Origin of the sequence: Bradyrhizobium sp. G127 (genome assembly GCF_021502575.1) — a bacterium.
Taxonomy (GTDB): Bacteria; Pseudomonadota; Alphaproteobacteria; order Rhizobiales; family Xanthobacteraceae; genus Afipia.
Map to the genome: position 1 here is coordinate 1,302,179 of NZ_JAKFGN010000001.1, position 21,267 is coordinate 1,323,445.

Sequence of the window (21,267 nt, forward strand, 5' to 3'; positions counted from 1 at the left end):
TGCGTAGAGTTGGTTGTCTCATGAGCGTTGCAGTATTGACCCCTCCCGGCTCGGCCATCCAGCGGCATGAGCCGTTGCGGGTTATGGTGGTCGATGACTCCGCCGTCATTCGCGGGCTGATTTCCCGCTGGATCGAGGCGGAGCCGGATCTGACGGTCGCAGCCTCGGTCAGGACAGGACTCGACGCTGTCAATCAGGTGATGCGCGTCGATCCCGATGTCGTCGTGCTCGATATTGAAATGCCTGATATGGACGGCATTTCGGCGCTGCCGCTGCTGCTCGAAAAGAAGAAGAATCTCGTCGTCATCATGGCCTCGACGCTGACCCGCCGCAACGCGGAGATCAGCTTCAAGGCGCTGTCGCTCGGCGCATCCGATTATATCCCGAAGCCCGAAAGCACCCGCGAGATCGCCGCCGCCGACGTCTTCAAGCGGGACCTCATTGAAAAAATTCGCCACCTCGGTGCGCGGCTGCGGCGTCCGGCCACGGTTGCAAGCCCGTCGCTTTCGCCGGCGGCGCAGCCGGTGCGCGCTCCGTTGCTGCGTCCCGTGGCTGCAGTCCCTGCGCCGGCGTCGGCCTCGCACAAGGTGGAGTTGCGGCCGTTCAGCCCCACGCAACCTCGCGTGCTGCTGATTGGTTCATCGACAGGCGGTCCGCAGGCGCTGATGACTCTGGTGGCCGGCATTGGCCCCGTGATCGACCAGTATCCGGTTCTGATCACCCAGCACATGCCGCCGACCTTCACCACCATTCTTGCGGAGCATCTGGCGCGCACCAGCGGACGCCCCGCCCATGAGGGCGTCGACGGCGAGCCGATAAAGCCGGGACGCATCTATCTCGCGCCGGGCGGCCGCCACATGCGCGTGGCGCGCTCCGGCGGCAATCCGGTCATCGCACTCGATGACGGGCCGCAGATCAATTTCTGCAAGCCGGCTGTCGATCCGCTGTTCGCGTCGGCCGTCGAGGTCTGGCAGGGCGCCATCCTCGCGGTCGTGCTGACCGGCATGGGGTCGGACGGCGCGCAGGGCGGTAAGGTCATCGCCGCCGCCGGCGGCAACGTCATCGCCCAGGATGAAGCCACCAGCGTTGTCTGGGGCATGCCGGGGGCTGTCGCCCACGCCGGGGTCTGTGCGGCGGTTCTGCCGCTGGACCAGATCGCGCCCAAAGTTGTTCGGCTTTTTGCAGGAGTGCGCGCGTGACACCTCTCGATTACGAGTACCTGCAAAAGCTCCTGAAAGACCGCTCCGGATTGCTGCTGTCCTCGGACAAGCAGTATCTGATCGAAAGCCGCCTGCTTCCGCTCGCCCGCAAGGCCGGGCTGTCAGGCATCGGCGAGCTGGTTCAGAAACTCAAGAGCGGCTCGGAAGCGCTGACCGTCGATGTGGTCGAAGCGATGACCACCAACGAGACGTTTTTCTTTCGCGACAAGCTGCCGTTCGAAAATGTCCGCGACGTCGTTCTTCCGCAATTGCTGAAGGCGCGCGCGAACCGCCGCAGCATCCGCATCTGGTGCGCCGCGTCCTCCACGGGACAGGAGCCGTATTCGCTGGCCATGATCCTGAAGGAAGCGCTGCCGGCCGGCTGGCGCGCCGAGATCGTCGCGACCGATCTGTCGCTCGAGGTGCTGGAAAAAGCCAAGTCCGGCATGTACAGCCAGTTCGAGGTCCAGCGCGGGCTGCCGATTCAGATGCTGGTCAAGTATTTCAAGCAGATCGGCGATGTCTGGCAGCTCAATCCCGAGATTCGCGCGATGGTTCGCTTCCAGCAAACCAATCTGTTGCAGGATTTCTCCCACTTCGGCGTGTTCGACATCATCTTCTGCCGCAACGTGCTGATCTATTTCGACCAGGCCACCAAGGTCGACGTGTTCAATCGCATGCAGAGAGTGACTGAACCGGACGGCTATCTTTTCCTCGGTGCCGCCGAGACGGTGATCGGACTGACCGATGCGTATCGCGCCGCGCCGGACCTGCGCGGCGTCTACATGCCCAACCCGGTGCGGTCGTCGCCGTCGCTGGTGCCTGGGATCGGTCTCGGCGCGACCAAGGCTCTGGCGCGAAACTGAAACTCGACTAAAGTGGCTGCGGGGACGAGCGATCTCCCCACAGGCGGCATGCCCAAGTATCGCGTCCGCACCCGTGCAAGGACGTGCCATGCCCTCGACCCATCCTCCGCTTGCTGAGCAGAGCGCCGAGCCATCGGCAGCCTCCGCCATCCCGATACGCGAAGCCTTCTTCGTCTGGCTCCGGATCGCTCTGCTGTCCTTCGGCGGCCCCGCCGGCCAGATCGCGCTGATGCATCGCGAACTGGTCGATGAGCGCAAGTGGATTTCGGACGCGCGATTTATCCATGCGCTGAATTTCTGCATGCTGCTGCCCGGTCCCGAGGCGCAGCAACTCGCTACCTATATCGGCTGGCTGCTGCACGGCGTGCGCGGCGGCGTCATCGCCGGAACGCTGTTCGTGTTGCCGGGCTTTGTCGTCATCGTGACACTGAGCGTGATCTACGCGCTGTATGGCGCGCTCGATGTGGTCTCGGGATTGTTCTTCGGGCTGAAGGCGGCCGTGCTGGCCATCGTGATCGAAGCGTTGTTTCGCATCGCCCGGCGCGCGCTGAAGACGACGGCGCTCTACAGTCTCGCCGCCGTGGCTTTCATTGCGATCTTCGGATTTCATGTCCCGTTCCCGCTGATCATCGTTGCCGCCGGCGTGTTCGGCTGGTTCGCGGCGAAGATTGCGCCCGACTGGATCGGCGGAGCGCCGACATCCGTCGAACAGTCGGACCGCGCTGCCGATGCCGCCGCCATGTCGCGGGATGCGCCGACACTCAAGCGCGGCCTTCGGATCGTCGCGGTCTGCGGAGCGCTGTGGGTGGCGCCGATTGTTCTGCTGGTGCTGCTGTTCGGGCGGGGTAGCGTGTATCCGACCCTCGCGACGTTCTTCTCGGAGATGGCGGTGGTTACGTTCGGCGGGGCCTATGCGGTGCTGGCCTATGTGGCGCAGGCGGCGGTCAACGATCTGCACTGGCTCAATCCCGGCGAGATGCTCGACGGTCTTGCGCTGGCCGAGACGACGCCCGGGCCGCTGATCCTGGTGCTGACCTTCGTCGGTTTTCTCGCGGGCTTTCGCGATCCCGGCGGCATCCCGCCGCTTGCGGGCGGTCTGATCGGCGCGAGCCTCACCACCTGGGTGACGTTCGTGCCGTGCTTTCTCTGGGTGCTGCTGGGCGCGCCCTATGTTGAGCGGCTGCGCCACAACCGCGCGCTGTCAGGCGCGCTTGCCGCCATCACCGCGGCGGTGGTCGGCGTCATCCTCAATCTTGCGGTGTGGTTCGCGCTGCATGTGTTGTTCCGCAACGTCGGCGAATTGAATCTCGGATGGCTCCGCCCGGCATGGCCGGATCTGGCGTCGCTGGACTGGAAGGCGGCGCTGTTGTCCGCGTTCGCCATGCTCGCGATGTTCCGCTGGCACTTCGGCATGCTGCCGACGCTGGCGGTGTGCGGGGCCGCCGGACTGGCGCTGAAGTTCGCGGTCTGAGGCTGCCTTAAGCTTCTCCTGATTTTGCCTTATCGGCCGGGGTTCGCCGCCATTTCGCCTTATGCGCGAAAGGGCCGAAAGCCGGCGGCACCGGGGCGGGATTGCGTCTTTCCAAACAAAAACCCCGCCATTTGCGGCGGGGCTCAGTCTGGGAGGAGAGGGCGTACGGCCCCCGGTACAACCCATCATCAGGCTGGAATGCGGACTTCGTCCTCGGTCGGCTCGCGCAGCACGTAGCCGCGGCCCCAGACGGTCTCGATGAAGTTGCGGCCTTCCGAAGCGTTCGCGAGCTTCTTGCGCAGCTTGCAGATGAAGACGTCGATGATCTTGAGTTCGGGCTCGTCCATGCCGCCGTAGAGATGATTGAGAAACATCTCCTTGGTCAGCGTCGTGCCCTTGCGGAGCGAGAGCAGCTCCAGCATCTGGTATTCCTTGCCCGTGAGATGCACGCGCTGGCCGCCGACTTCGACGGTCTTGGTGTCGAGGTTGACCACCAGATCGCCGGTCTGGATGACCGACTGGGCGTGACCCTTGGAACGGCGGACGATCGCATGGATGCGGGCGATCAGTTCGTCCTTGTGGAATGGCTTGGTCATGTAGTCGTCGGCGCCGACGCCGAGACCCTTGACCTTGTCCTCGATGCCGGCGAGGCCGGAGAGGATCAGAATGGGTGTCTTGATCTTCGAGACACGCAACTGCTTGAGAACATCATATCCGGACATGTCCGGCAGGTTCAGGTCGAGCAGAATGATGTCGTAATCATAAAGCTTTCCGAGGTCGACGCCCTCTTCTCCGAGATCCGTCGTGTAGACGTTGAAACTCTCGGATTTGAGCATCAACTCGATCGACTGCGCAGTGGCGCTGTCATCTTCTATCAGCAATACGCGCATGCCAGTCCCCTATAGTCGCCGCTCCGGGCGTCAGGCCGGCCGCATACTTGCGGCACTGGAAAAACGCCTTTGAACAACTGATTCGGATCCTGACGACATATGGTTAACAAATGCTGATTCGTGTCTGCAAGCTCTATCGTGCAATTTTTGTCGAATCGCACTAAGATGTTGCCTGTAAGCAGCTTTTCGTAGCCTTGCCGTTCAATTTCCACATTAAGAACCGGGCCTAACCGACTCCTGCGACTCGCACCTTCATTCTGAAGGCCAAGTGCTCTCAGTCATCAAAGACAGTGACGCAATGATTAACGATGCGGGTAAACATCGAGTTAAGGGGAAGCTGCGGAATCGCGGAAACTTAAGGTTTTCGCAATGAAGGCCCTCGCCGAGCAGATATCCGACATCGATGGCGTCAATATTTATGGCCGTGTCGTCGGTGTGCGCGGATTGATGGTGGAGATCGCCGGTCCGATCCATGCCATGTCGGTCGGCGCGCGCATCGTGGTGGAGACCGGCACCAACCGTTTCATTCCCTGCGAGGTGATCGGCTTCACCGGCAACAATGCCGTCGTCATGCCTTTCGCCGGACTTGAAGGTGTGCGGCGCGGTTGCCGTGCGGTGATCGCCAATGCGGCCAGCCAGGTGCGTCCGTCGGCTGCGTGGCTCGGGCGCGTGATCAATGCGATGGGTGAACCGATCGACGGCAAGGGGCCGCTGATGCAGGGGCCGTCGCCGATGCCCTATCGCAACGCGCCACCGCCGGCGCATTCCCGCAAGCGCGTGGGCGCGCCGCTCGATCTTGGCGTGCGGTCGCTCAACACGTTCCTGACTTGCTGCCGCGGTCAGCGCATGGGCATCTTCGCCGGTTCCGGTGTCGGCAAGTCGGTGTTGCTGTCGATGCTGGCGCGCAATGTCGACGCGGACATTTCCGTGATCGGTCTGGTCGGTGAACGTGGCCGCGAGGTGCAGGAATTCCTGCAGGACGATCTCGGCGACGAAGGCTTGGCGCGCTCGGTGGTGGTGGTGGCGACGTCTGACGAGCCTGCACTGATGCGGCGGCAGGCGGCTTACCTTACGCTGGCGATTGCCGAGTACTTCCGCGACGACGGCAAGGACGTCATGTGCATGATGGACTCGGTCACGCGCTTCGCCATGGCGCAGCGTGAAATCGGTCTGTCCGCCGGGGAGCCGCCGACCGCCAAGGGCTATACGCCGACGGTTTTCACAGAGCTGCCGAAGCTCCTGGAGCGGGCAGGGCCGGGATTGGGCGAGGGCACCATCACGGGCATCTTTACGGTGCTGGTGGATGGTGATGACCACAATGAGCCGGTCGCCGACGCGGTGCGTGGCATCCTCGACGGCCACATCGTGATGGAGCGCGCGATCGCCGAGCGCGGCCGTTACCCGGCCATCAACATTCTGAAGTCAGTGTCGCGCACCATGCCGAAATCCGCGGACCCTGCGTTCTGGCCGACCATCGTCAAGGCCCGCCAGACCATGGCGACCTACGCCGACATGGAGGAGTTGATCCGGCTCGGAGCCTATCGCGCCGGGTCCAGTCCCGAGGTTGACGAGGCTATCCGGCTGCACGAGCCGCTGGAGGATTTCCTCCGTCAGCGCAAGGATGAGGCGACGGGACTGGGAGACGGGTACCGGCGGTTGGAGCAAATCCTCCAGACCTTGGAAACGGAACGCTAACTTTGTCGCGCCATGATCCCGCCATCTGTGTTCAACCGGAGGGGCCCTTGCGGGGATGCCGGTTGCGTCCCGTTTTGAGATTGGGACTTCTGGGGAGTACGAGTCGATGAAGTCACGTGAAACGCTGATCCGCCTGAAGAAATTTCAGGTCGATGAGAAGCGCCGAAGGGTTGCGCAGATCGAGGGCATGATCGCTGATTTCCAGCGTATGTCCGTTGATCTGGAACGCGAAATCCAGCATGAGCAGGACCGTGCCGGAATCCAGGACCCCTCGCACTTCGCCTATCCCACCTATGCCAAGGCTGCCATCCAGCGCCGCGAGAACCTCACCCGTTCCGCGGATGAATTGCGGGTCCAGCTTGAGGATGCCAAGGCGGTACTGGGCGAGGCGTTCGAGGAGCTCAAGAAGGTGGAACTTCTCGATGAACGCGATCAGGCGCGTGAGCGTGCCGAGGAAAGCGCCCGCGAACAGGCCGATCTTGATAGCATCGGCTTGATGCGCTCCCGGATTGCGATGGCGTGAGGTCGGGCGGCCGCTAGCCTGCAATACCGGCGGGTTCCCGGTCGTGCTTGCTCACGGTGCGTTGATCCGCGACGGTCATGAACCCGGCTTTCGCCAAATGGTTCCATGATATGAGACCCGGGCCGCAATGCCCGGGTTTTGTTTTTCCGCGACTTTCCGTCCGCCGTGGAAGCTGGACGGGGTACAGGCAAGATGTGATACGGAATGGCACAGTCGTGGCGCTAGGCGGTGAGCTAGCCGCGTTGGGGTAGAGCGACGTTTTTTGAGGGGATTGAATGCTGACGCCGGCGGAATTGATCTGGCTGCTTGCATCTGTTGCGAAGGGGGATGAGGCCGCGTTCGAGCGCCTTTACGACGCCACCCGCGCGAAACTCTTCGGCGTCGTGCTTCGTATATTGAGACGTCAGGATCTCGCCGAAGAGGTGACCCAGGAGGCCTACGTCAAGATCTGGAACAACGCGGGTCAATTCAATCCGACGCTCGCGTCTCCGATCACCTGGATGGTGTCGATTGCCCGCAACCGCGCGATCGATGTGGTGCGCAAGCGCAGCGAGGCGTCGATCGAGGACGAGCCGACGGCCATGGAAGTGGCTTCCGATACGCCGGATCCGCTCGCGCGGCGGGAAATGACGGAGGAGTTGAAGCGGGTTCTCGAATGCGTCGGTCAGCTCGATCCGGAACGCCAGAAGCTGGTGCTGCTGGCCTACTACAACGGATGGAGTCGCGATCAACTGTCGGAAAAGTTCAATACGCCGTTGAATACCGTCAAGACATGGCTGCGGCGAAGCATGATTGATATTCGCGAATGTCTTGGTTTGGCATGAATTCGATTGGTATGAGATGAACTACAGCGAAGACCATATCGCGCTCGCGGCGGAATATGCCCTCGGTACGCTTGATGCGGACGAGCGCGCGCTTGTCGAAACCATGATGATCGTCGATCACGGCTTCATGGAAGTGGTCGAGGCATGGGATCGCAAGCTCAGCCCGTTGCATCAGATGGTGGCCCCGATCGAGCCGCCGCCGCACCTCTGGGACAACATCAGCGCTGCGCTTGGTTTGGGGCAGAAGATCGAGTCGGCGCCGGAGCCGGTGGTCGAGCCTCAGGACTCTTCCGTCACACCAACCACCGCAGTTGCGCCAACGCCCGCCGCGCCGGACGCGGCTGCTGCGCCGGTGCCGGATCACTTCGACTACACGCACATCCCTCCGACGACGCCGGACGATTCGACAGCCGTCACCGCCGCTCTGGAGCAGGTCATCTCGGATCAGGCGAAGTCGGATCAGACGACGTCCGATCAGGCCGCGCTGGATCATGGTGCAGCCGAGGCAAGGCCGGCCGCAGCTCCGGATATCGTTGTCGAGCCCGTGGCAGCGCAGCCTTCGCAGCCCTCAAACGTCGTGCCGTTGCCCGGCAAGCGTGGTGGTCTGGCGTTTGGCTGGGTCATGACGGCAGTGGCCGCCTCGCTGGCCGGCGTGATCTGGCTGCAGGCCTATCGGCCTGATCTGCTGCCGGAGAATCTTCGCGTGAAACCGAAGATCCAAGTGGTCGAAGTGCCTGCGCCTGCCGCGCCGCTGCCCGCGCAATTCGTCGCGGTGCTTCAACAGGGTGCTGCTGCGCCGGCCTTCATTCTCACGGTGGACACGGCTACGAAGAACTTCACCGTGCGCAAGGTTGGCGCGGCGGCGGAACCCGGCAAGAGCTACGAGCTCTGGCTGGTCTCCGACAAGCTGCAACGTCCGCGTTCGCTGGGTGTGATCGGCGGCAGCGATTTCACCATTCGTCCGTCGTTGGCGGCTTATGACAGCGACACGATCAACACGGCGACCTATGCGGTCACACTCGAGCCGGAAGGCGGATCGCCCACCGGCATTGCCACCGGTCCGATCGTCTATGCAGGCACGCTGGTTGAAAGCGTTCCTGCACTTCCCGCACAGCCGCGCTGAGTATTTTTGGCACGATCTTTTCCGAAACCGGTTTCCACTTTTCGGGATCATGCCGCCAAATCCGGACAACAAAAAACGCCCGTGGGGAGCGGGCGTTTTCTGGTCTCAGACTTGGGGTCTTCTGAGCAATCACAAGGCGACTTCGGGGGGCGGGGAAGAGAGCCTTGTGAATTCGTGAAATCGTTAGCGGATCGTCGATTGATCCGAGCTGGTCAGGACAACGGCTTTATTGGCTTTGATTGCGGGACCGCTGACACGTGCCGTCTGGGTCAGTCCGGTATCCGAGAGGCGCGCAGAAATTCCAAGACCCGCGACGCCGATCGCGGCGACCAGCGCCACAACGACGATCTTCAGGTGTGTCATACGATCTGCACTGTAGAACGAATGGTTCATACAAACCTCCCGCCGCCTTTTGGTGTGGTCGAACATTGGTGCTGTTCGCTCGCCCGCAGGTTCAACCACTGCACATGAACAGAAACGTAATTGGCAGGGATTCGTTTCCAAGCGCCGATCACAAACGAGTGAAATGTCTTGAACTTCCGAGAGGGCTGTAAACCACTCAAGAATTATCGAGATAAATCAATGGATTAATTGCGGTTTGGTTTCGCGGTCGGGGGCCATTATTTTTTCGGCGGCTTACGAAAGACTTGTCTGTGACCAGAATGTCGCAGGTATTTCATCCCGGATATGGTGCCGGATCAGACGCTTCCGACCGTTTTCAGGCGGGCGCGGGGATGGATTTCCGCCTGCGAAAGCACGGTGGTCTGGGCGCGGAAGCGCTCCACCAGCGAGCGCACGAATGGCCGGATAGCCGCCGACGTGACCAGCACCGGTGCCTCACCTTCGCGCGCGGCCTGCTCAAAGCGATCGCGTACAAGGGTCATGAACTCCGAGAGTTTCGACGGCTGCATTGCGAGGCTGCGCTCCTCGCCAGTGCCGATCAGCGATTCCGCGAAGGCCTGCTCCCACTTCGCGCTGAGTGCGATCAGCGGCAGGTAGCCATTCATCGATGTATTCTGCGCGCAGATTTGCCGCGCCAGCCGTGCGCGTACATGCTCGACCAGCGTCGCGGGATTGCGCGAGAAGGCGAGTGCGTCGGCGATGCCTTCGAGAATGGTCGACAGATCGCGGATCGAGATGCGCTCGGCGAGCAGCAATTGCAGCACGCGCTGGATGCCCGACACGGTGATCTGGTTGGGCACGATGTCCTTGACGAGTTCGCCCTGTTCCTTCGGCAGGTCCTTCAGGAGTTTCTGCACCTCGCCGTAGGACAACAGGTCCGACATGTTGCCCTTGAGCAGTTCGGTGAGGTGTGTGGACAGGACGGTCGCGGCGTCCACCACGGTATATCCCTTGAGCGAGGCTTCCTCCTTGAGCGAGGCGTCGACCCAAGTCGCAGGCAATCCGAACGTCGGCTCCGTGGTGTGCGTGCCCGGAACGCTGACCTGATTGCCGGCAGGGTCCATCACCATGAACTGGTTGGCCCAGATGCGGCCGGTGCCGGCGTCCACTTCCTTGATCTTGATGACATAGGTGTTGGCTTCGAGCTGCACATTGTCGAGAATTCGCACGGCGGGCATCACGAAGCCCATTTCGGTGGCGAGCGAACGGCGCAACGCCTTGATTTGATCGGTGAGGCGGTCCGTGCCGTCGGGTCCGTTGACCAGCGGCAGCAGCGCGTAGCCCAGTTCGATCTTGAGATCGTCAATCTTGAGGGCGCTCGAGATCGGTTCTTCGGCGGCTGCTGCGGCAGCCGCAGCAGCGGCTGGTGCGGCTGCTTCACGCGCTTCCTGGACCTTGGCGGCGCGATGATTGGTGCGCGCATTCCATGCCAGCCAGCCCGCGCCGCCGCCCAGCGCCAGAAACGGCAGCATCGGAATGCCCGGCAGCAGCGCCAGCACCAGCATCACGCCCGACGACATGCCGAGCGCCTGCGGATAGCCCGACAGCTGCTTCATCATCGCCTTGTCGGCGGCGCCGGTGACGCCCGCCTTGGAGACCAGAAGGCCGGCGGCGGTCGAAACGATCAGCGCCGGCACCTGAGTGACGAGGCCATCGCCCACCGTCAGCAGCGTGTAGGTGCGGGCAGCGTCCGCAAAGCCCATGCCCTGCTGCGCGACGCCGATGATGATGCCGCCGATCACGTTGATGAACACCACCAGCAGGCCGGCAATGGCGTCACCGCGCACGAACTTCGACGCACCGTCCATCGCGCCGAAGAAGCCGCTTTCATCCTCAAGCTCCTTGCGGCGGTGCTTGGCGGTCTTCTCGTCGATCAATCCGGCAGAAAGATCGGCATCGATTGCCATCTGCTTGCCGGGCATCGAGTCGAGGTGGAACCGCGCGGCGACTTCCGCGATGCGGCCCGAACCCTTGGTGATGACGACGAAGTTCACGATCACCAGAATCGTGAAAACGATAATTCCGATGACGAAATTGCCGCTCATCACGAAATTGCCGAACGCCTCGATGACGTGGCCGGCTGCGGCGGTGCCTTCGTGGCCGTGCGACAGGATCAGACGGGTGGACGCCATGTTGAGTGACAGCCGCAGCATGGTCGAAATCAGCAGAACCGTAGGAAAGGCTGAGAATTCCAGCGGTGTCTGGATGAACAGCGCTGTCATCAGGATCAGGATCGACAGCGTGATCGAGATCGCGAGGAACAGGTCCAGCACCACCGCCGGCAGCGGCAGGATGAGCACCACAAGAATGGTGAGAACGCCGAAGGCCAGCGCGAGATCGCCGCGCCTGAGCATGGTGCCGATGTCGGAGAAACTGGGAAATCCGGAGCTTTTCGCCGTCTGGCCTTGGCCCGCCGTTACATCAACCATTGCCGCCGCTTCCCCCCGCGCATGTCGTTCGCGGACCCCAAAGACGTGAGCGGCGGCCGAAGGGCCACCGTTCCTAAAGTGAGGCACCGCACTGGCATCCACGGGTATTCCCCCGTTCTGCGCGACCGACGACACTCGACTTCACCCGGCAAAATTTGCCCAGCTTATGGTTAGTAAAGAGTTAACGGGGGATGCTGGCGGGTCATTTCGCTGATGCGAGAGGATGATATTCTCGCATAACCCCTATTCGGAGAACGACTTGACCCGAACGGCAATGCCGACGAGGTTGCCTGCGTGTCGGGCTCTAGCGATTCCACCTCCTCTTTGGCGGCGTTCACGCCGGACTCACGCGCTGCGTGGGTACGGTTGGGTATTGCCCTGATAATCGGATCGATCGGCAGCGTCGGCATGTGGTCGGTGGTGGTGGTCATCCCTATCGTGCAGGCGGACTTCGGCGCGACCCGGGGCGCAGCGTCGCTGGCCTTTACCTGCACCATGCTCGGCTTCGGTCTTGGTGGCATCGGCATGGGCCGGTTGTCCGACCGCTTTGGCATCGTGCCCGCGATCACCATCGGTATCGTCGCCATGCTGCTGGGTTACCTCGGTGCTGGCTATGCCGCTGCGCTATGGCAATTCAACCTGATGCATTTTCTGATCGGCCTAGGCGCCGCGGCCACTTTCGGCCCGCTGATGACCGAGGCATCGCACTGGTTCGATCGCCACCGGGGCCTCGCGGTCACCATCGCCGCCAGCGGCAACTACATCGCCGGCACGTTCTGGCCTCCCGTCGTCGAACGCGGAACCGCCTATGCCGGATGGCGGGCCACGCACATCGCTATCGGAATTGGCTGCGCTATTATCATGGCGGTCGTAGTTGCGATCCTGCGTTGGCAGATCGGCAGCGAGTCCGTGCGCTCGCATGAGAACGCGCCGCCGCCGCGCGTCGATCTCCAGATCAACACGAATACGCTGACCATTATGCTTTGCATCGCAGCCGTTGCCTGCTGCGTGGCAATGTCGATGCCGCAGGTCCACATCGTCGCCTATTGCGGCGATCTCGGTTACGGCGTGGCTCGCGGCGCGGAGATGCTGTCGCTGATGCTTGCCTTCGGCATCGTCAGCCGGATCGGCTCCGGTTTTCTCGCGGATCGCATCGGCGGCTTGCGCACGCTGCTGGTCGGTTCGATCGCGCAGGGCGTCGCGTTGATGTTCTATCTCTTCTTCGACGGCCTGATGTCGCTGTACATTATCTCTGCGATGTTCGGCCTGTTTCAAGGCGGCATCGTGCCGAGCTACGCCATCATCGTGCGGGAATCGATGCCGTCCAGCGAAGCCGCGACCCGGGTGGGCATGGTGATCTTCGCGTCGGTGATCGGCATGTCGTTGGGGGGATGGGTTTCGGGCGTGATCTTCGACGCAACCGGCTCCTATGCCGCCGCTTTCCTGAACGGGGTCGGCTGGAATGCTCTGAACGTGACCATCGTTGTGGCGCTGCTGCTGCGCGCTCGCCGGCGCATGGCTTTTGCCTGACAGCCATTCGCTCCGTTCTAATCCTAAAGTCTTGACCTGAGGGGGCGGTCGTCCTAACGGACCTTCGCGCGAAACATCCGCGCCGTAACCAGAGCACGCCGATGCATGTCACGTTGATGAAGGGGAAGATCCACCGCGCACGCGTGACCGAGGCGGATTTGCATTATGAAGGCTCGATCTCAATCGATCGGACACTGATCGATGCTGCCGGTTTCCTCATCAACGAACGCGTCGACATCTATAACATCGATACCGGCGCGCGCTTCTCGACCTATGTCATCGAAGCGCCTGCCGGCTCTGGCGTTATCGGATTGAACGGCGCAGCGGCGCGGCTGGCGATGATGGGCGACAAGGTCATCATCGTGGCCTATGCAAGTTTTGATGAAGTTGAAGCGCGGCAATTTCAGCCGCGTGTTGTTCTTGTCGACGAAAAGAACAGGAAACTCTAGCGCGGTATTTGCCCGCATCCATCTTCCTTCGTGACAATCGGGATTCGATGCATGCATGAGCCATTCGAAGCAGACTTGCGCGATCTTGAGGGGCGGGGCCGTCTGCGCTCGCTTCGCAATCGCGTCGGGATCGACTTTACGTCGAATGACTATCTCGGATTGGCGGAATCTGATGAATTAAAGCGCGCCGCTGCCGAGGCCGTGGCGCGCGGGGTTCCGGTCGGAGCGGGCGGCTCTCGCCTGTTGCGTGGCAATCATTCCGAGCATGAGGCTTTGGAAGCTGAGGCTGCTGCGTATTTCGGAGCCGAGACGGCACTCTATTTCGGCGGCGGCTTTGTCGCCAACCATGCAATCTTCTCGACACTGCCGCAGCGTGGCGATCTCGTTGTCCATGATGAATTGATTCACGCCAGCGTTCATGAAGGTCTGCGCAGCGGTCGCGCGGACCCTGTTGGCGTCCCACACAATAATGTAGATGCTTTCGACGCCGCGATCGTCCGCTGGCGCAAGGCCGGCGGCAAGGGGCGGCCCTGGATTTCGGTTGAGAGCCTTTACAGCATGGATGGCGACAGTCCGAATTTTGCGGAACTGTTTGCCGTCGCCGATCGTCATGAGGCGATGGTTGTCATCGACGAGGCTCATGCGACAGGTGTGCTGGGACCGCAGGGCCGGGGACTGGCTGCGGCGTTCGAGGGCCGCGACAATGTCATCACGCTGCATACATGCGGCAAGGCGCTTGGCACTGTTGGTGGCTTTATTCTCGCGTCGCGCACCATCCGCGACTTTCTCGTCAACCGCGCGCGCCCCTTTATCTTCGCAACCGCGCCGTCGCCGCTGATGGCAGCGATCACGCGGGCGGCCATCGAGATTTCACGCACCAATCCCGAGCGCCGCAAGCGGCTGGCGCGTCTGGTTCAATTTGCGGGCGATGAGTTGCGCCGCCGTTGCAACCTCGCGACGTCAGGCTCGCAAATCCTGCCGGTGATTATAGGCGCGGATCGCGCGGCGGTCGCTGTTGCCGCGTCCTTGCAGCGCCGCGGGTTCGATATTCGCGCGATCCGTCCGCCGACCGTTCCCGAGGGTACCGCGCGGTTGCGGATCGCGCTGACGCTGAATGTCAACGAAGTCATCGTGGCGGAACTGTTCGAGGCGCTCGCCGAAGACATGCGGCAGGCGGCATGATCGTGCGTATTGTTGTCACCGGCACCGACACCGGCATCGGCAAGACGGTATTCGCCGCGGCCCTCGCCGGCGCGCTTGACGGGTTTTACTGGAAGCCGATCCAGGCGGGCCTCGACGAGGAGACCGACCGCGATACCGTCCAGCGGCTGTCTGGTCTTTCGCAAGATCGCCTGTTACCCGAGGCCTATCGATTGAAGACACCGGCATCGCCGCATCTCGCTGCCAGGATCGACGGCGTCGTCATCGATCCTGATACACTCGCTCTGCCGGACCTGAGCCAGCCGCTGGTGGTTGAAGGTGCGGGTGGTCTGATGGTGCCGCTGACGGAGAGCATCACATATATCGACGTCATAGCCCGGTGGCGCGCACCGGTGGTGCTCTGCGCGCGGACCACGCTCGGCACGATCAATCACAGCCTGTTGTCGATCGAGGCGCTGCAGGCGCGCAATATTCCCCTGCTCGGGGTCGCCTTTATTGGCGACGAGAATATGGAATCCGAACGGATCATTTGCGAGATGGGACGAGCGAAACGCCTTGGCCGCCTGCCGCGCCTCGCACGGCTGACGCACGACACCTTGCATTCGGCGTTTGCACAGCATTTCCATGTGGACGAATTTCGCAGGGACTCCGCCCGATGACGTCGAGATCGCCGGTATGGCATCCGTTCACGCAGCATGCGGTGCAGCCTGAAGCGGTCATGATTTCGAAAGGCGAGGGCGCGTGGCTCGAGGCCGCGGATGGCCGCCGCATTTTCGATGCGATTTCATCGTGGTGGGTGGTGACCCACGGCCACCGTCATCCTCATATCATGCAGGCGATCAAGCAGCAGGCAGACCGTCTCGATCAAGTGATCTTTGCGGGATTCACGCACGAGCCCGCCGAGAAGCTCGCGCGTCGTCTTGTCGAGATTACGCCGCCGGAACTTGAATACGTCTTTTTCTCCGACAGCGGATCCACCTCGGTCGAAGTCGCGCTGAAAATGGCGCTCGGGTTCTGGCGGCATCACGGCAGCAATCGTAATCGCATTCTCGCGCTGGAAGGAGCCTATCATGGTGACACCATCGGCGGCATGTCGGTGGGAGAGCGTGGTGTGTTCAATGCGCCTTACGATCCGCTGCTGTTCGACGTCCAGCGGATCCCATTTCCAGCCGCAGGTCGCGAGCAGGCGACGCTGGATGCGCTCGATGCCGCCTGCATGAAAGGCGATGTTGCGGCCCTGATCGTCGAGCCGCTCGTTCTGGGGGCAGGCGGCATGCTAATCTATCCGCCGCATGTGCTCGCGGGGATGAAGCGCGTCTGTGCGGCGCACGAGATTCTTTTCATCGCCGACGAGGTGATGACGGGGTGGGGCCGTACAGGCACATTGTTTGCCTGCGAGCAGGCCGATATCAGTCCGGACATCGCCTGCTATTCGAAGGGATTGACGGGCGGCTCGCTGCCGCTGGCAGTTACGCTCTGCCGTGCGGACATTTTCGACGCACATTATTCGGCGGACCGCAGCCGCACGTTCTTCCATTCCAGTTCGTACACCGCGAACCCGATTGCCTGCGCGGCAGCGCTGGCCAATCTGGAAATCTGGCAGCGCGAGCCGGTGATGGAGCGCATCAGCGCCATTGCCGCTTTCCATCAGGACAAGCTCGCGCGCTTTCGCGATGACGAACGTTTCTCCAATGTTCGTCAGATCGGAACCATCGCGGCGCTCGACCTTGCGGCCAAGGATGCAGGCTATCTGGCCGACATCGGCCCGCGTCTCTATCGTGGTTTTCTCGCGCGCGGATTGCTGGTCCGGCCGCTCGGCAATACGATCTATATCATGCCGCCCTATTGCAGTACCGCGCATGACCTCGATCTGGTCTACGATGCCGTCGATGAATTGGCGGACGAATCCGACTGAGGATTGATGCCCCTGAACCGGAGCGGGCTTTTGGCCTGGATCGCGCCTGAACCGGCAGATAATGCAACAAGCCGGGATATTTGCGGGACGAGCATGGGTACGATTGCCCGGCGGCGGCGGTCATTGTATGGGGTGATTGCACCGTTGCCCGCCGTCATGGCGGACCGGCGGGCCTGTAGCTCAATGGTTAGAGCCGACCGCTCATAACGGTCTGGTTGCAAGTTCGAGTCTTGCCGGGCCCACCAATTCTTTCAATTAGTTAACGTTTTCATCTTTTTCTCGGATAACCGATTGGATAACTGATTGGCGGAATTTTGCTTCCGTGTGATCGCATCCGCCGCCGCTCGCATGAAGTCGGGATGGTGATGGCCATACACATTCTTCAACGTCTCCGGCGACATCCCCAAAAATCCTGATGATTGCCAGAGGTCAGCGCCACGCTGCATCAGCCAAGTCGCAGCAGTGTGCCGAAGCGTGTGAGGCGTGACATTTCCTTCCTCGGTTGAAAGGTCCGCAATCTCCACGGCCCGTGCAAAGCCGTTCTTTACGGATGCGACGGCCTCGCCATTCCACTCGACAAAATGATCCTTGATGATCTTACGATCCATCCACCGCCGCATATGTGCGACCAGTCGCGTTGGCAGGGCAACGGGAGGCTGACGCTTGTTCGTGACGCGTTTGCCGATTGGAAGGCGGTGAAACACGCCAGTCTGAAGGTCAACGTAAGAATGCCCTTCCTTCCGGTAGGGGGAGGCCGCCGCGATGGCACTGGCACGAGTACCGGTGTAGAGACCGATCAGAATGAATCTTGCTATGTGGCGGAGAGGGTGTTTGTCCGTAACGACCTTTTCGCCTTTTTTGGGTCCACGATGGATTGTTTGAACCTCACGGTGACGCCATGCGGCCCAAATCAGCTTGGCGGCTTCATCTCGCGTCAGCCAACGCTCGCGGGCTTTCCCCTTCGGTGGTAGGGCGACATTTATCACCGCATGATGCAGGTTCTGTTTTGCATGATGACCAATGGCTGCCCTCAGGTCTTCCAAGTCCCGACGCGCGCCACCGGCATTTCCTCGATGTTTGGCGTAATCGTTGCACAGCTTGGTAGTGAGCGACCCAAGCATCGTGCCACCGAGAAAATCATTCAGTCGGGTTATGCGCGCATCGAACCGCTTTTTGTAAAGGTCCGTCTCAAACGACTCGCGGCGGTCTTCGTGGTAGATCGCCAGCACATCGGCAATGTCGATAAGGTCCACGTCACGACGTGTCCGCACCGGCGAATACTTTGAGGCGATGTAGTCAGCTAAGCTGCGCTCTGCTGCTTCTGGTGGGCTGACTTCAAACGGTTTCGCAACGACTCCTGTGGCGATGGACCTTCCACCGTCTTTAATGATCCAGAGCGCGGAACGGCCATTACTTGCGGGCTTTTTCCAGAGTCTTGCAGGCTTACGTTCGCGCGACACAGTTCCCTCATTCGCTCAATATCGGCCAGAGTCGTGAAATGCTTTCCGGCTATAGTTTCGACCGCTAGTCGCCCCCTCGCAACTTCTTTCCGCAGGCCGGAGAGCGTCATTCCACCGGCAGGGAATGCGAGGGCAAGTGCATCTTGCAGCCGCAAGGGAGTATTTGGCCCGCATATGCGAGCCAAGGTATTTCCAGAGTTCGACGGTACTGATTCCAAATGGTTTCTATCCATCATCCCTCACGAAGATCGCATTTTAGAGGACTTGCCTTTGGCTGGATCGATAATTGCAGCGACGTTCCGCATGGCCTCGGCGATTGACGCCTCCCGCTGTTTGGCCTCCGCAAGCTGATGGGACATTCCCGCCTTACGGCCTTCTTCAGCTTCCAATGCCGCCATGGCGTTCGCCGTCTCCACCTTTGCCTCAGCGGCCTCCTCGGCGAGGCGCTTGGCTTCGAGCATGGCGGCCCTCTGCGCTTTCACCTCATCTGACACCTTGATCGCATTGAGTCCGCGTGGACGGTGGGACCGGCGCGGAATTTGAAAATGGGGTACGTTAGACATTCGCATTTGCCTCCATGTGCGCGGCGAGCTCTGGGTCAGCGCGTTGCATCTGCATTTGTTTAGTGAGATTCCAGCCAGCGAGGCTGAAGGGATTGCTCGGATCACCGGCACCATTCTGCTTGGCTTCCGCCTTGAGGCGCTTGGCCAGTTCTGGTTGGGTGTTTTCCAACAGCATCTGTTGGGTCAGGTTGCGGTCCTCTTTCGACCAAGGGTTCCTCGCGGGGACGTTTACCGGCTGAACCCGAGCGTCTGAGCGCGATGCCATGAAATAGCGCTGCGTCGCTTCAGATTGACGGAGCACTCGAAGGTGCGCAAAAAGGTCCAGTTCTCCGGTGGCCTCACGCTCTGCGATCAGAACGGCCTTGCCGCCGCCGATCCGGATTTTGTTGGTCATAGAGTTGGCTATGAAAGCCTCGCCCTCCGGTGAAAGGTCGAGTCCTTCCTCTCGGAGTATGCTGCGGACCACCGCAAACGTGTTCACAGTTCCTTCTACAGTCTGCATCCGGTCGTCATTTCTCGTTGTTAAGCTTCATATCGGCATAGAGCGCGTTCATGATCGTTTGACGGAGCCAAGCACTGCGGGCCAAGAATGCCTCAGCCGCTTTGTTGTCGATCAGAGGGATTGCCGCTTTGGGCATGCTAAACCCGACAACCGAGAATTTTTCGTACTTGAACGCATCGGGATTGATGCTCTTCATTTTTGATTGTTCCTTGGATTAAACATGACGGCGCACGCAGCGAAGAACGCCGCGCGCTTTAGTCATCGAATGTGGGAGGTAGAAAGCGCCAAGGGACATGATGGCGCTAGAAAAGCAAAAACCTCGCCGGGGTTTATCCTGACGAGGTTCTGCAATGTAGTTCGTATTATAGGGGGATACCCCGGTTTTGTCAAACCATCGCGGTGTTACACTTGCAACCCATCGGCGCGACAAACCAAACTGTCAGGAATTATCGACCTGACAAGATCGCGGAAACGGCTGCGGCACAGGCCTTTCTTGCGAGTGACAAAGAATAACAAATGCAATTTCGCTTTTAAGGGGAGTGAAAGGAATGGATGGACAGCGCAAGATGAAGGGCCGTGCATGAAGGGTGAACCAAAGGCGGTTAAGGCGAAGCTCCGCCAGCTTCTCCGGCGTCCAATGTTCGCGTTCCCACCGGCTGGTGAACGGATAAGTGTCCCGGACCTCCACGGCGTCTATGTGATTTACGATGCTTCAGGACGAGTCGCTCACGTCGGGAGGACGATCCGGGGCAAGCGGGGCCTCTATCAGAGGCTGAACAACCATCTGCAAGGCGCATCCTCCTTCACTGTGAGAGCGCTCGGGGGCAAGGGAGCCAAGCTCCGGAACGGTTTCAAGTTCAGGTATATCGAGATCGAACAAGCCCGTCTGAGGGCACTTGTCGAGGCCTATGCCGTCGGACAACTGTGCCCGGATCATCTCGGCGACGGTGCGCTCGCAACCAAGTGATTACCGGCTGGAGCGCACGGTTACCGGCCATCACTTCGATTGGGCATTGCTGGACCACAGCGGCCCGTGGGCAGGTTACGCGACCTCAAATGAGGAACCCGCCGTCATCGGCCCAATGACCGTTCCTGGGCCCGGTGGACCTTAGATGGAGACCTTCGTCATTGCCCGGGCTTTCTGATGCAGCGTCTCGTAGCCGTCGTTCGCTGGCTCATCATCCCAACGCTCTTGGTTGATGAACGTCGAGGGATGGCACCATGCGCGGTCCTTCGGCTTGTTCTTGACGTACCGGCGAATGCCATCGATCACAGTCTCGAACCTAACGTCCCCGCGTTTCTCGATCTTCGAGAGAAGCGTGCGAGCATAAGCCTTCCCGGTCTTGTCCGGGTAGATCGCCCAGAACTGATCGAAAGCATCCGTTGGCCAGTTATCATTTTCGGCTTGGGGTTGGCTTGCAGGACTCGAGTTCAGGACAGGGCCGGTCGACCCCGACGCGCCAGCGTCAGGAGTTTCTCTCTTAAGCTTGGTGTCTAAGCTTCCTGAATAAGTATTATTGGCGGGAGTTTCTTTCTGGACCTGTCGGGAATCTTCTTCCGCACCATCCGGAAGATTCTTCCCGGACCCTTCGGAAGATTCTTTCCGATCCAGCGGCATCTGTCGCCGTTGGCTTTCGAGATAATCCGCTTCGACCTCTACCAGATCGTCCTGTTTCAATCCGACCTCATCGAATCTGTCCCACGCGAGATAGTACCGGCTCCCGACACGTTCGTTATTCAGGAAAACCGGGGTCACTCGCAACCAGCCGCGCTCTTTCAGTCTCTCACGGGCATTGTAAAGGGACTTCAAGCTGCATTTGAGAACACGGGAAAGCCAACGATCCCCCGGCCAAGCACACCCTTTCTTTTCGTCGGTGAGCTCAGACAAGATGATTCCCAGCCGCAAGGCCGTCTCAGATAGCTCTCGATCAAGCGCGAGCTGTATGTGCATTTTATGCTTCAGAAAAAACGGTTTATGACCCGTCGTATTGCAAATTTCGAGTAACGGTGGCATATTAGAGCATCCTTAGTTTCTGCATCGAACCCCGTCGCCGCGCCAACGGCTGCGGGGTTTTCTTTGGATTAGGCGGCGAACGCTTCATCCAGTCGGGACCATGTGGGTACGTATGCGTGAGTCCGCAACAAATTGCGTTCCACCGAGAACCAACCCCGACGTTCGAGTCGATGAGATGCATCCCCTACGGTCTTTTCCGTGAGACCGGCGCATCCGATGATGGCTGACCGGCTCATCATGGTCAGGCCTGC

At 60.7% G+C, this 21,267-nt stretch carries 21 protein-coding genes and 1 tRNA gene; 14 read left to right on the forward strand and 8 right to left on the reverse strand.

Features of this window, described 5'->3' with window-relative positions; genetic code table 11:
- Positions 1–20 precede the first annotated feature (20 nt).
- From LVY71_RS06335 to chrA, 3 genes are all read left to right on the forward strand, one after another.
- On the forward strand, positions 21–1,199 hold the full coding sequence (locus LVY71_RS06335) for a protein-glutamate methylesterase/protein-glutamine glutaminase (protein WP_235098963.1): 1,179 nt from the start codon (positions 21–23) through the stop codon (positions 1,197–1,199).
- Positions 1,196–2,065 carry a CheR family methyltransferase gene (locus LVY71_RS06340; RefSeq protein WP_235098964.1) on the forward strand — a complete coding sequence of 290 codons (870 nt, stop codon included), beginning with the start codon at positions 1,196–1,198 and terminating at the stop codon, positions 2,063–2,065. The genes LVY71_RS06335 and LVY71_RS06340 overlap by 4 nt, the downstream gene beginning before the upstream one ends.
- Before the next feature lie 88 nt (positions 2,066–2,153).
- Positions 2,154–3,536, forward strand: a complete 1,383-nt coding sequence (gene chrA / locus LVY71_RS06345) for a chromate efflux transporter (protein WP_235098965.1) — start codon at positions 2,154–2,156, stop codon at positions 3,534–3,536.
- 188 nt (positions 3,537–3,724) lie between these two features.
- On the opposite strand, the gene ctrA is transcribed toward chrA, so the two are convergent.
- Entirely contained in the window at positions 3,725–4,426 is a 702-nt protein-coding gene (ctrA, locus tag LVY71_RS06350) for a response regulator transcription factor CtrA (protein WP_235098966.1), read from the reverse strand.
- Positions 4,427–4,795: 369 nt separating this feature from the next.
- Between ctrA and fliI the strand changes: the two genes are divergently transcribed.
- The 4 genes from fliI to LVY71_RS06370 all read left to right on the forward strand — a co-directional run bounded on the left by fliI (position 4,796) and on the right by LVY71_RS06370 (position 8,591).
- Positions 4,796–6,121 carry a flagellar protein export ATPase FliI gene (fliI, locus tag LVY71_RS06355; protein ID WP_235098967.1) on the forward strand — a complete coding sequence of 442 codons (1,326 nt, stop codon included), beginning with the start codon at positions 4,796–4,798 and terminating at the stop codon, positions 6,119–6,121.
- 106 nt (positions 6,122–6,227) lie between these two features.
- Positions 6,228–6,644: a flagellar export protein FliJ gene (gene fliJ, locus LVY71_RS06360; RefSeq protein WP_235100027.1), complete on the forward strand. Its 417-nt coding sequence runs from the start codon at positions 6,228–6,230 to the stop codon at positions 6,642–6,644.
- A gap of 275 nt (positions 6,645–6,919) precedes the next feature.
- Positions 6,920–7,468, forward strand: coding sequence for a sigma-70 family RNA polymerase sigma factor (locus tag LVY71_RS06365; RefSeq protein ID WP_235098968.1), 549 nt, complete (start codon positions 6,920–6,922; stop codon positions 7,466–7,468).
- 16 nt (positions 7,469–7,484) lie between these two features.
- Positions 7,485–8,591 (forward strand): anti-sigma factor, encoded by a 1,107-nt coding sequence (locus LVY71_RS06370; RefSeq protein WP_235098969.1) that lies wholly within the window; start codon positions 7,485–7,487, stop codon positions 8,589–8,591.
- A 183-nt stretch (positions 8,592–8,774) separates the two neighbouring features.
- Here LVY71_RS06370 and LVY71_RS06375 read toward each other — a convergent pair whose 3' ends face one another.
- Entirely contained in the window at positions 8,775–8,984 is a 210-nt protein-coding gene (locus LVY71_RS06375; RefSeq protein ID WP_235098970.1) for a hypothetical protein, read from the reverse strand.
- Positions 8,985–9,289: 305 nt separating this feature from the next.
- The gene (flhA, locus tag LVY71_RS06380; RefSeq protein ID WP_235098971.1) at positions 9,290–11,422 is read right to left on the reverse strand and encodes a flagellar biosynthesis protein FlhA; all 2,133 of its coding nucleotides are present in this window, start codon (positions 11,420–11,422) and stop codon (positions 9,290–9,292) included.
- A gap of 294 nt (positions 11,423–11,716) precedes the next feature.
- Between flhA and LVY71_RS06385 the strand changes: the two genes are divergently transcribed.
- The 6 genes from LVY71_RS06385 (at position 11,717) to LVY71_RS06410 (ending at position 16,722) form a co-directional block, all read left to right on the forward strand.
- Positions 11,717–12,952, forward strand: a complete 1,236-nt coding sequence (locus LVY71_RS06385; RefSeq protein WP_349629880.1) for an MFS transporter — start codon at positions 11,717–11,719, stop codon at positions 12,950–12,952.
- Between the two features lie 101 nt (positions 12,953–13,053).
- Complete coding sequence (panD, locus tag LVY71_RS06390) at positions 13,054–13,401, forward strand: aspartate 1-decarboxylase (RefSeq protein ID WP_235098972.1); 348 nt, start codon at positions 13,054–13,056, stop codon at positions 13,399–13,401.
- A 51-nt stretch (positions 13,402–13,452) separates the two neighbouring features.
- The gene (locus tag LVY71_RS06395; protein WP_235098973.1) at positions 13,453–14,583 is read left to right on the forward strand and encodes an 8-amino-7-oxononanoate synthase; all 1,131 of its coding nucleotides are present in this window, start codon (positions 13,453–13,455) and stop codon (positions 14,581–14,583) included.
- Entirely contained in the window at positions 14,580–15,221 is a 642-nt protein-coding gene (gene bioD, locus LVY71_RS06400) for a dethiobiotin synthase (protein WP_235098974.1), read from the forward strand. The genes LVY71_RS06395 and bioD overlap by 4 nt, the downstream gene beginning before the upstream one ends.
- Positions 15,218–16,477: an adenosylmethionine--8-amino-7-oxononanoate transaminase gene (locus LVY71_RS06405; protein WP_235098975.1), complete on the forward strand. Its 1,260-nt coding sequence runs from the start codon at positions 15,218–15,220 to the stop codon at positions 16,475–16,477. The genes bioD and LVY71_RS06405 overlap by 4 nt, the downstream gene beginning before the upstream one ends.
- Before the next feature lie 169 nt (positions 16,478–16,646).
- Positions 16,647–16,722, forward strand: a tRNA-Ile gene (locus LVY71_RS06410).
- Between the two features lie 6 nt (positions 16,723–16,728).
- Here LVY71_RS06410 and LVY71_RS06415 read toward each other — a convergent pair.
- The 4 genes from LVY71_RS06415 to LVY71_RS06430 all read right to left on the reverse strand — a co-directional run bounded on the left by LVY71_RS06415 (position 16,729) and on the right by LVY71_RS06430 (position 19,198).
- Positions 16,729–17,937 carry a tyrosine-type recombinase/integrase gene (locus LVY71_RS06415; protein WP_235098976.1) on the reverse strand — a complete coding sequence of 403 codons (1,209 nt, stop codon included), beginning with the start codon at positions 17,935–17,937 and terminating at the stop codon, positions 16,729–16,731.
- A 239-nt stretch (positions 17,938–18,176) separates the two neighbouring features.
- A complete protein-coding gene (locus tag LVY71_RS06420; RefSeq protein ID WP_235098977.1) occupies positions 18,177–18,398 on the reverse strand; it encodes a hypothetical protein in 222 nt (73 codons plus the stop codon).
- 94 nt (positions 18,399–18,492) lie between these two features.
- Positions 18,493–19,002 carry a hypothetical protein gene (locus LVY71_RS06425; RefSeq protein ID WP_235098978.1) on the reverse strand — a complete coding sequence of 170 codons (510 nt, stop codon included), beginning with the start codon at positions 19,000–19,002 and terminating at the stop codon, positions 18,493–18,495.
- A 7-nt stretch (positions 19,003–19,009) separates the two neighbouring features.
- Positions 19,010–19,198 (reverse strand): hypothetical protein, encoded by a 189-nt coding sequence (locus LVY71_RS06430; protein ID WP_235098979.1) that lies wholly within the window; start codon positions 19,196–19,198, stop codon positions 19,010–19,012.
- Positions 19,199–19,582: 384 nt separating this feature from the next.
- Between LVY71_RS06430 and LVY71_RS06435 the strand changes: the two genes are divergently transcribed.
- Positions 19,583–19,969 (forward strand): GIY-YIG nuclease family protein, encoded by a 387-nt coding sequence (locus LVY71_RS06435; RefSeq protein ID WP_235098980.1) that lies wholly within the window; start codon positions 19,583–19,585, stop codon positions 19,967–19,969.
- 141 nt (positions 19,970–20,110) lie between these two features.
- Here the strand turns inward: LVY71_RS06435 and LVY71_RS06440 are convergent, their stop codons facing one another.
- The gene (locus LVY71_RS06440) at positions 20,111–20,890 is read right to left on the reverse strand and encodes an LvrA C-terminal domain-related protein (protein ID WP_235098981.1); all 780 of its coding nucleotides are present in this window, start codon (positions 20,888–20,890) and stop codon (positions 20,111–20,113) included.
- Between the last annotated feature and the right edge of the window lie 377 nt (positions 20,891–21,267).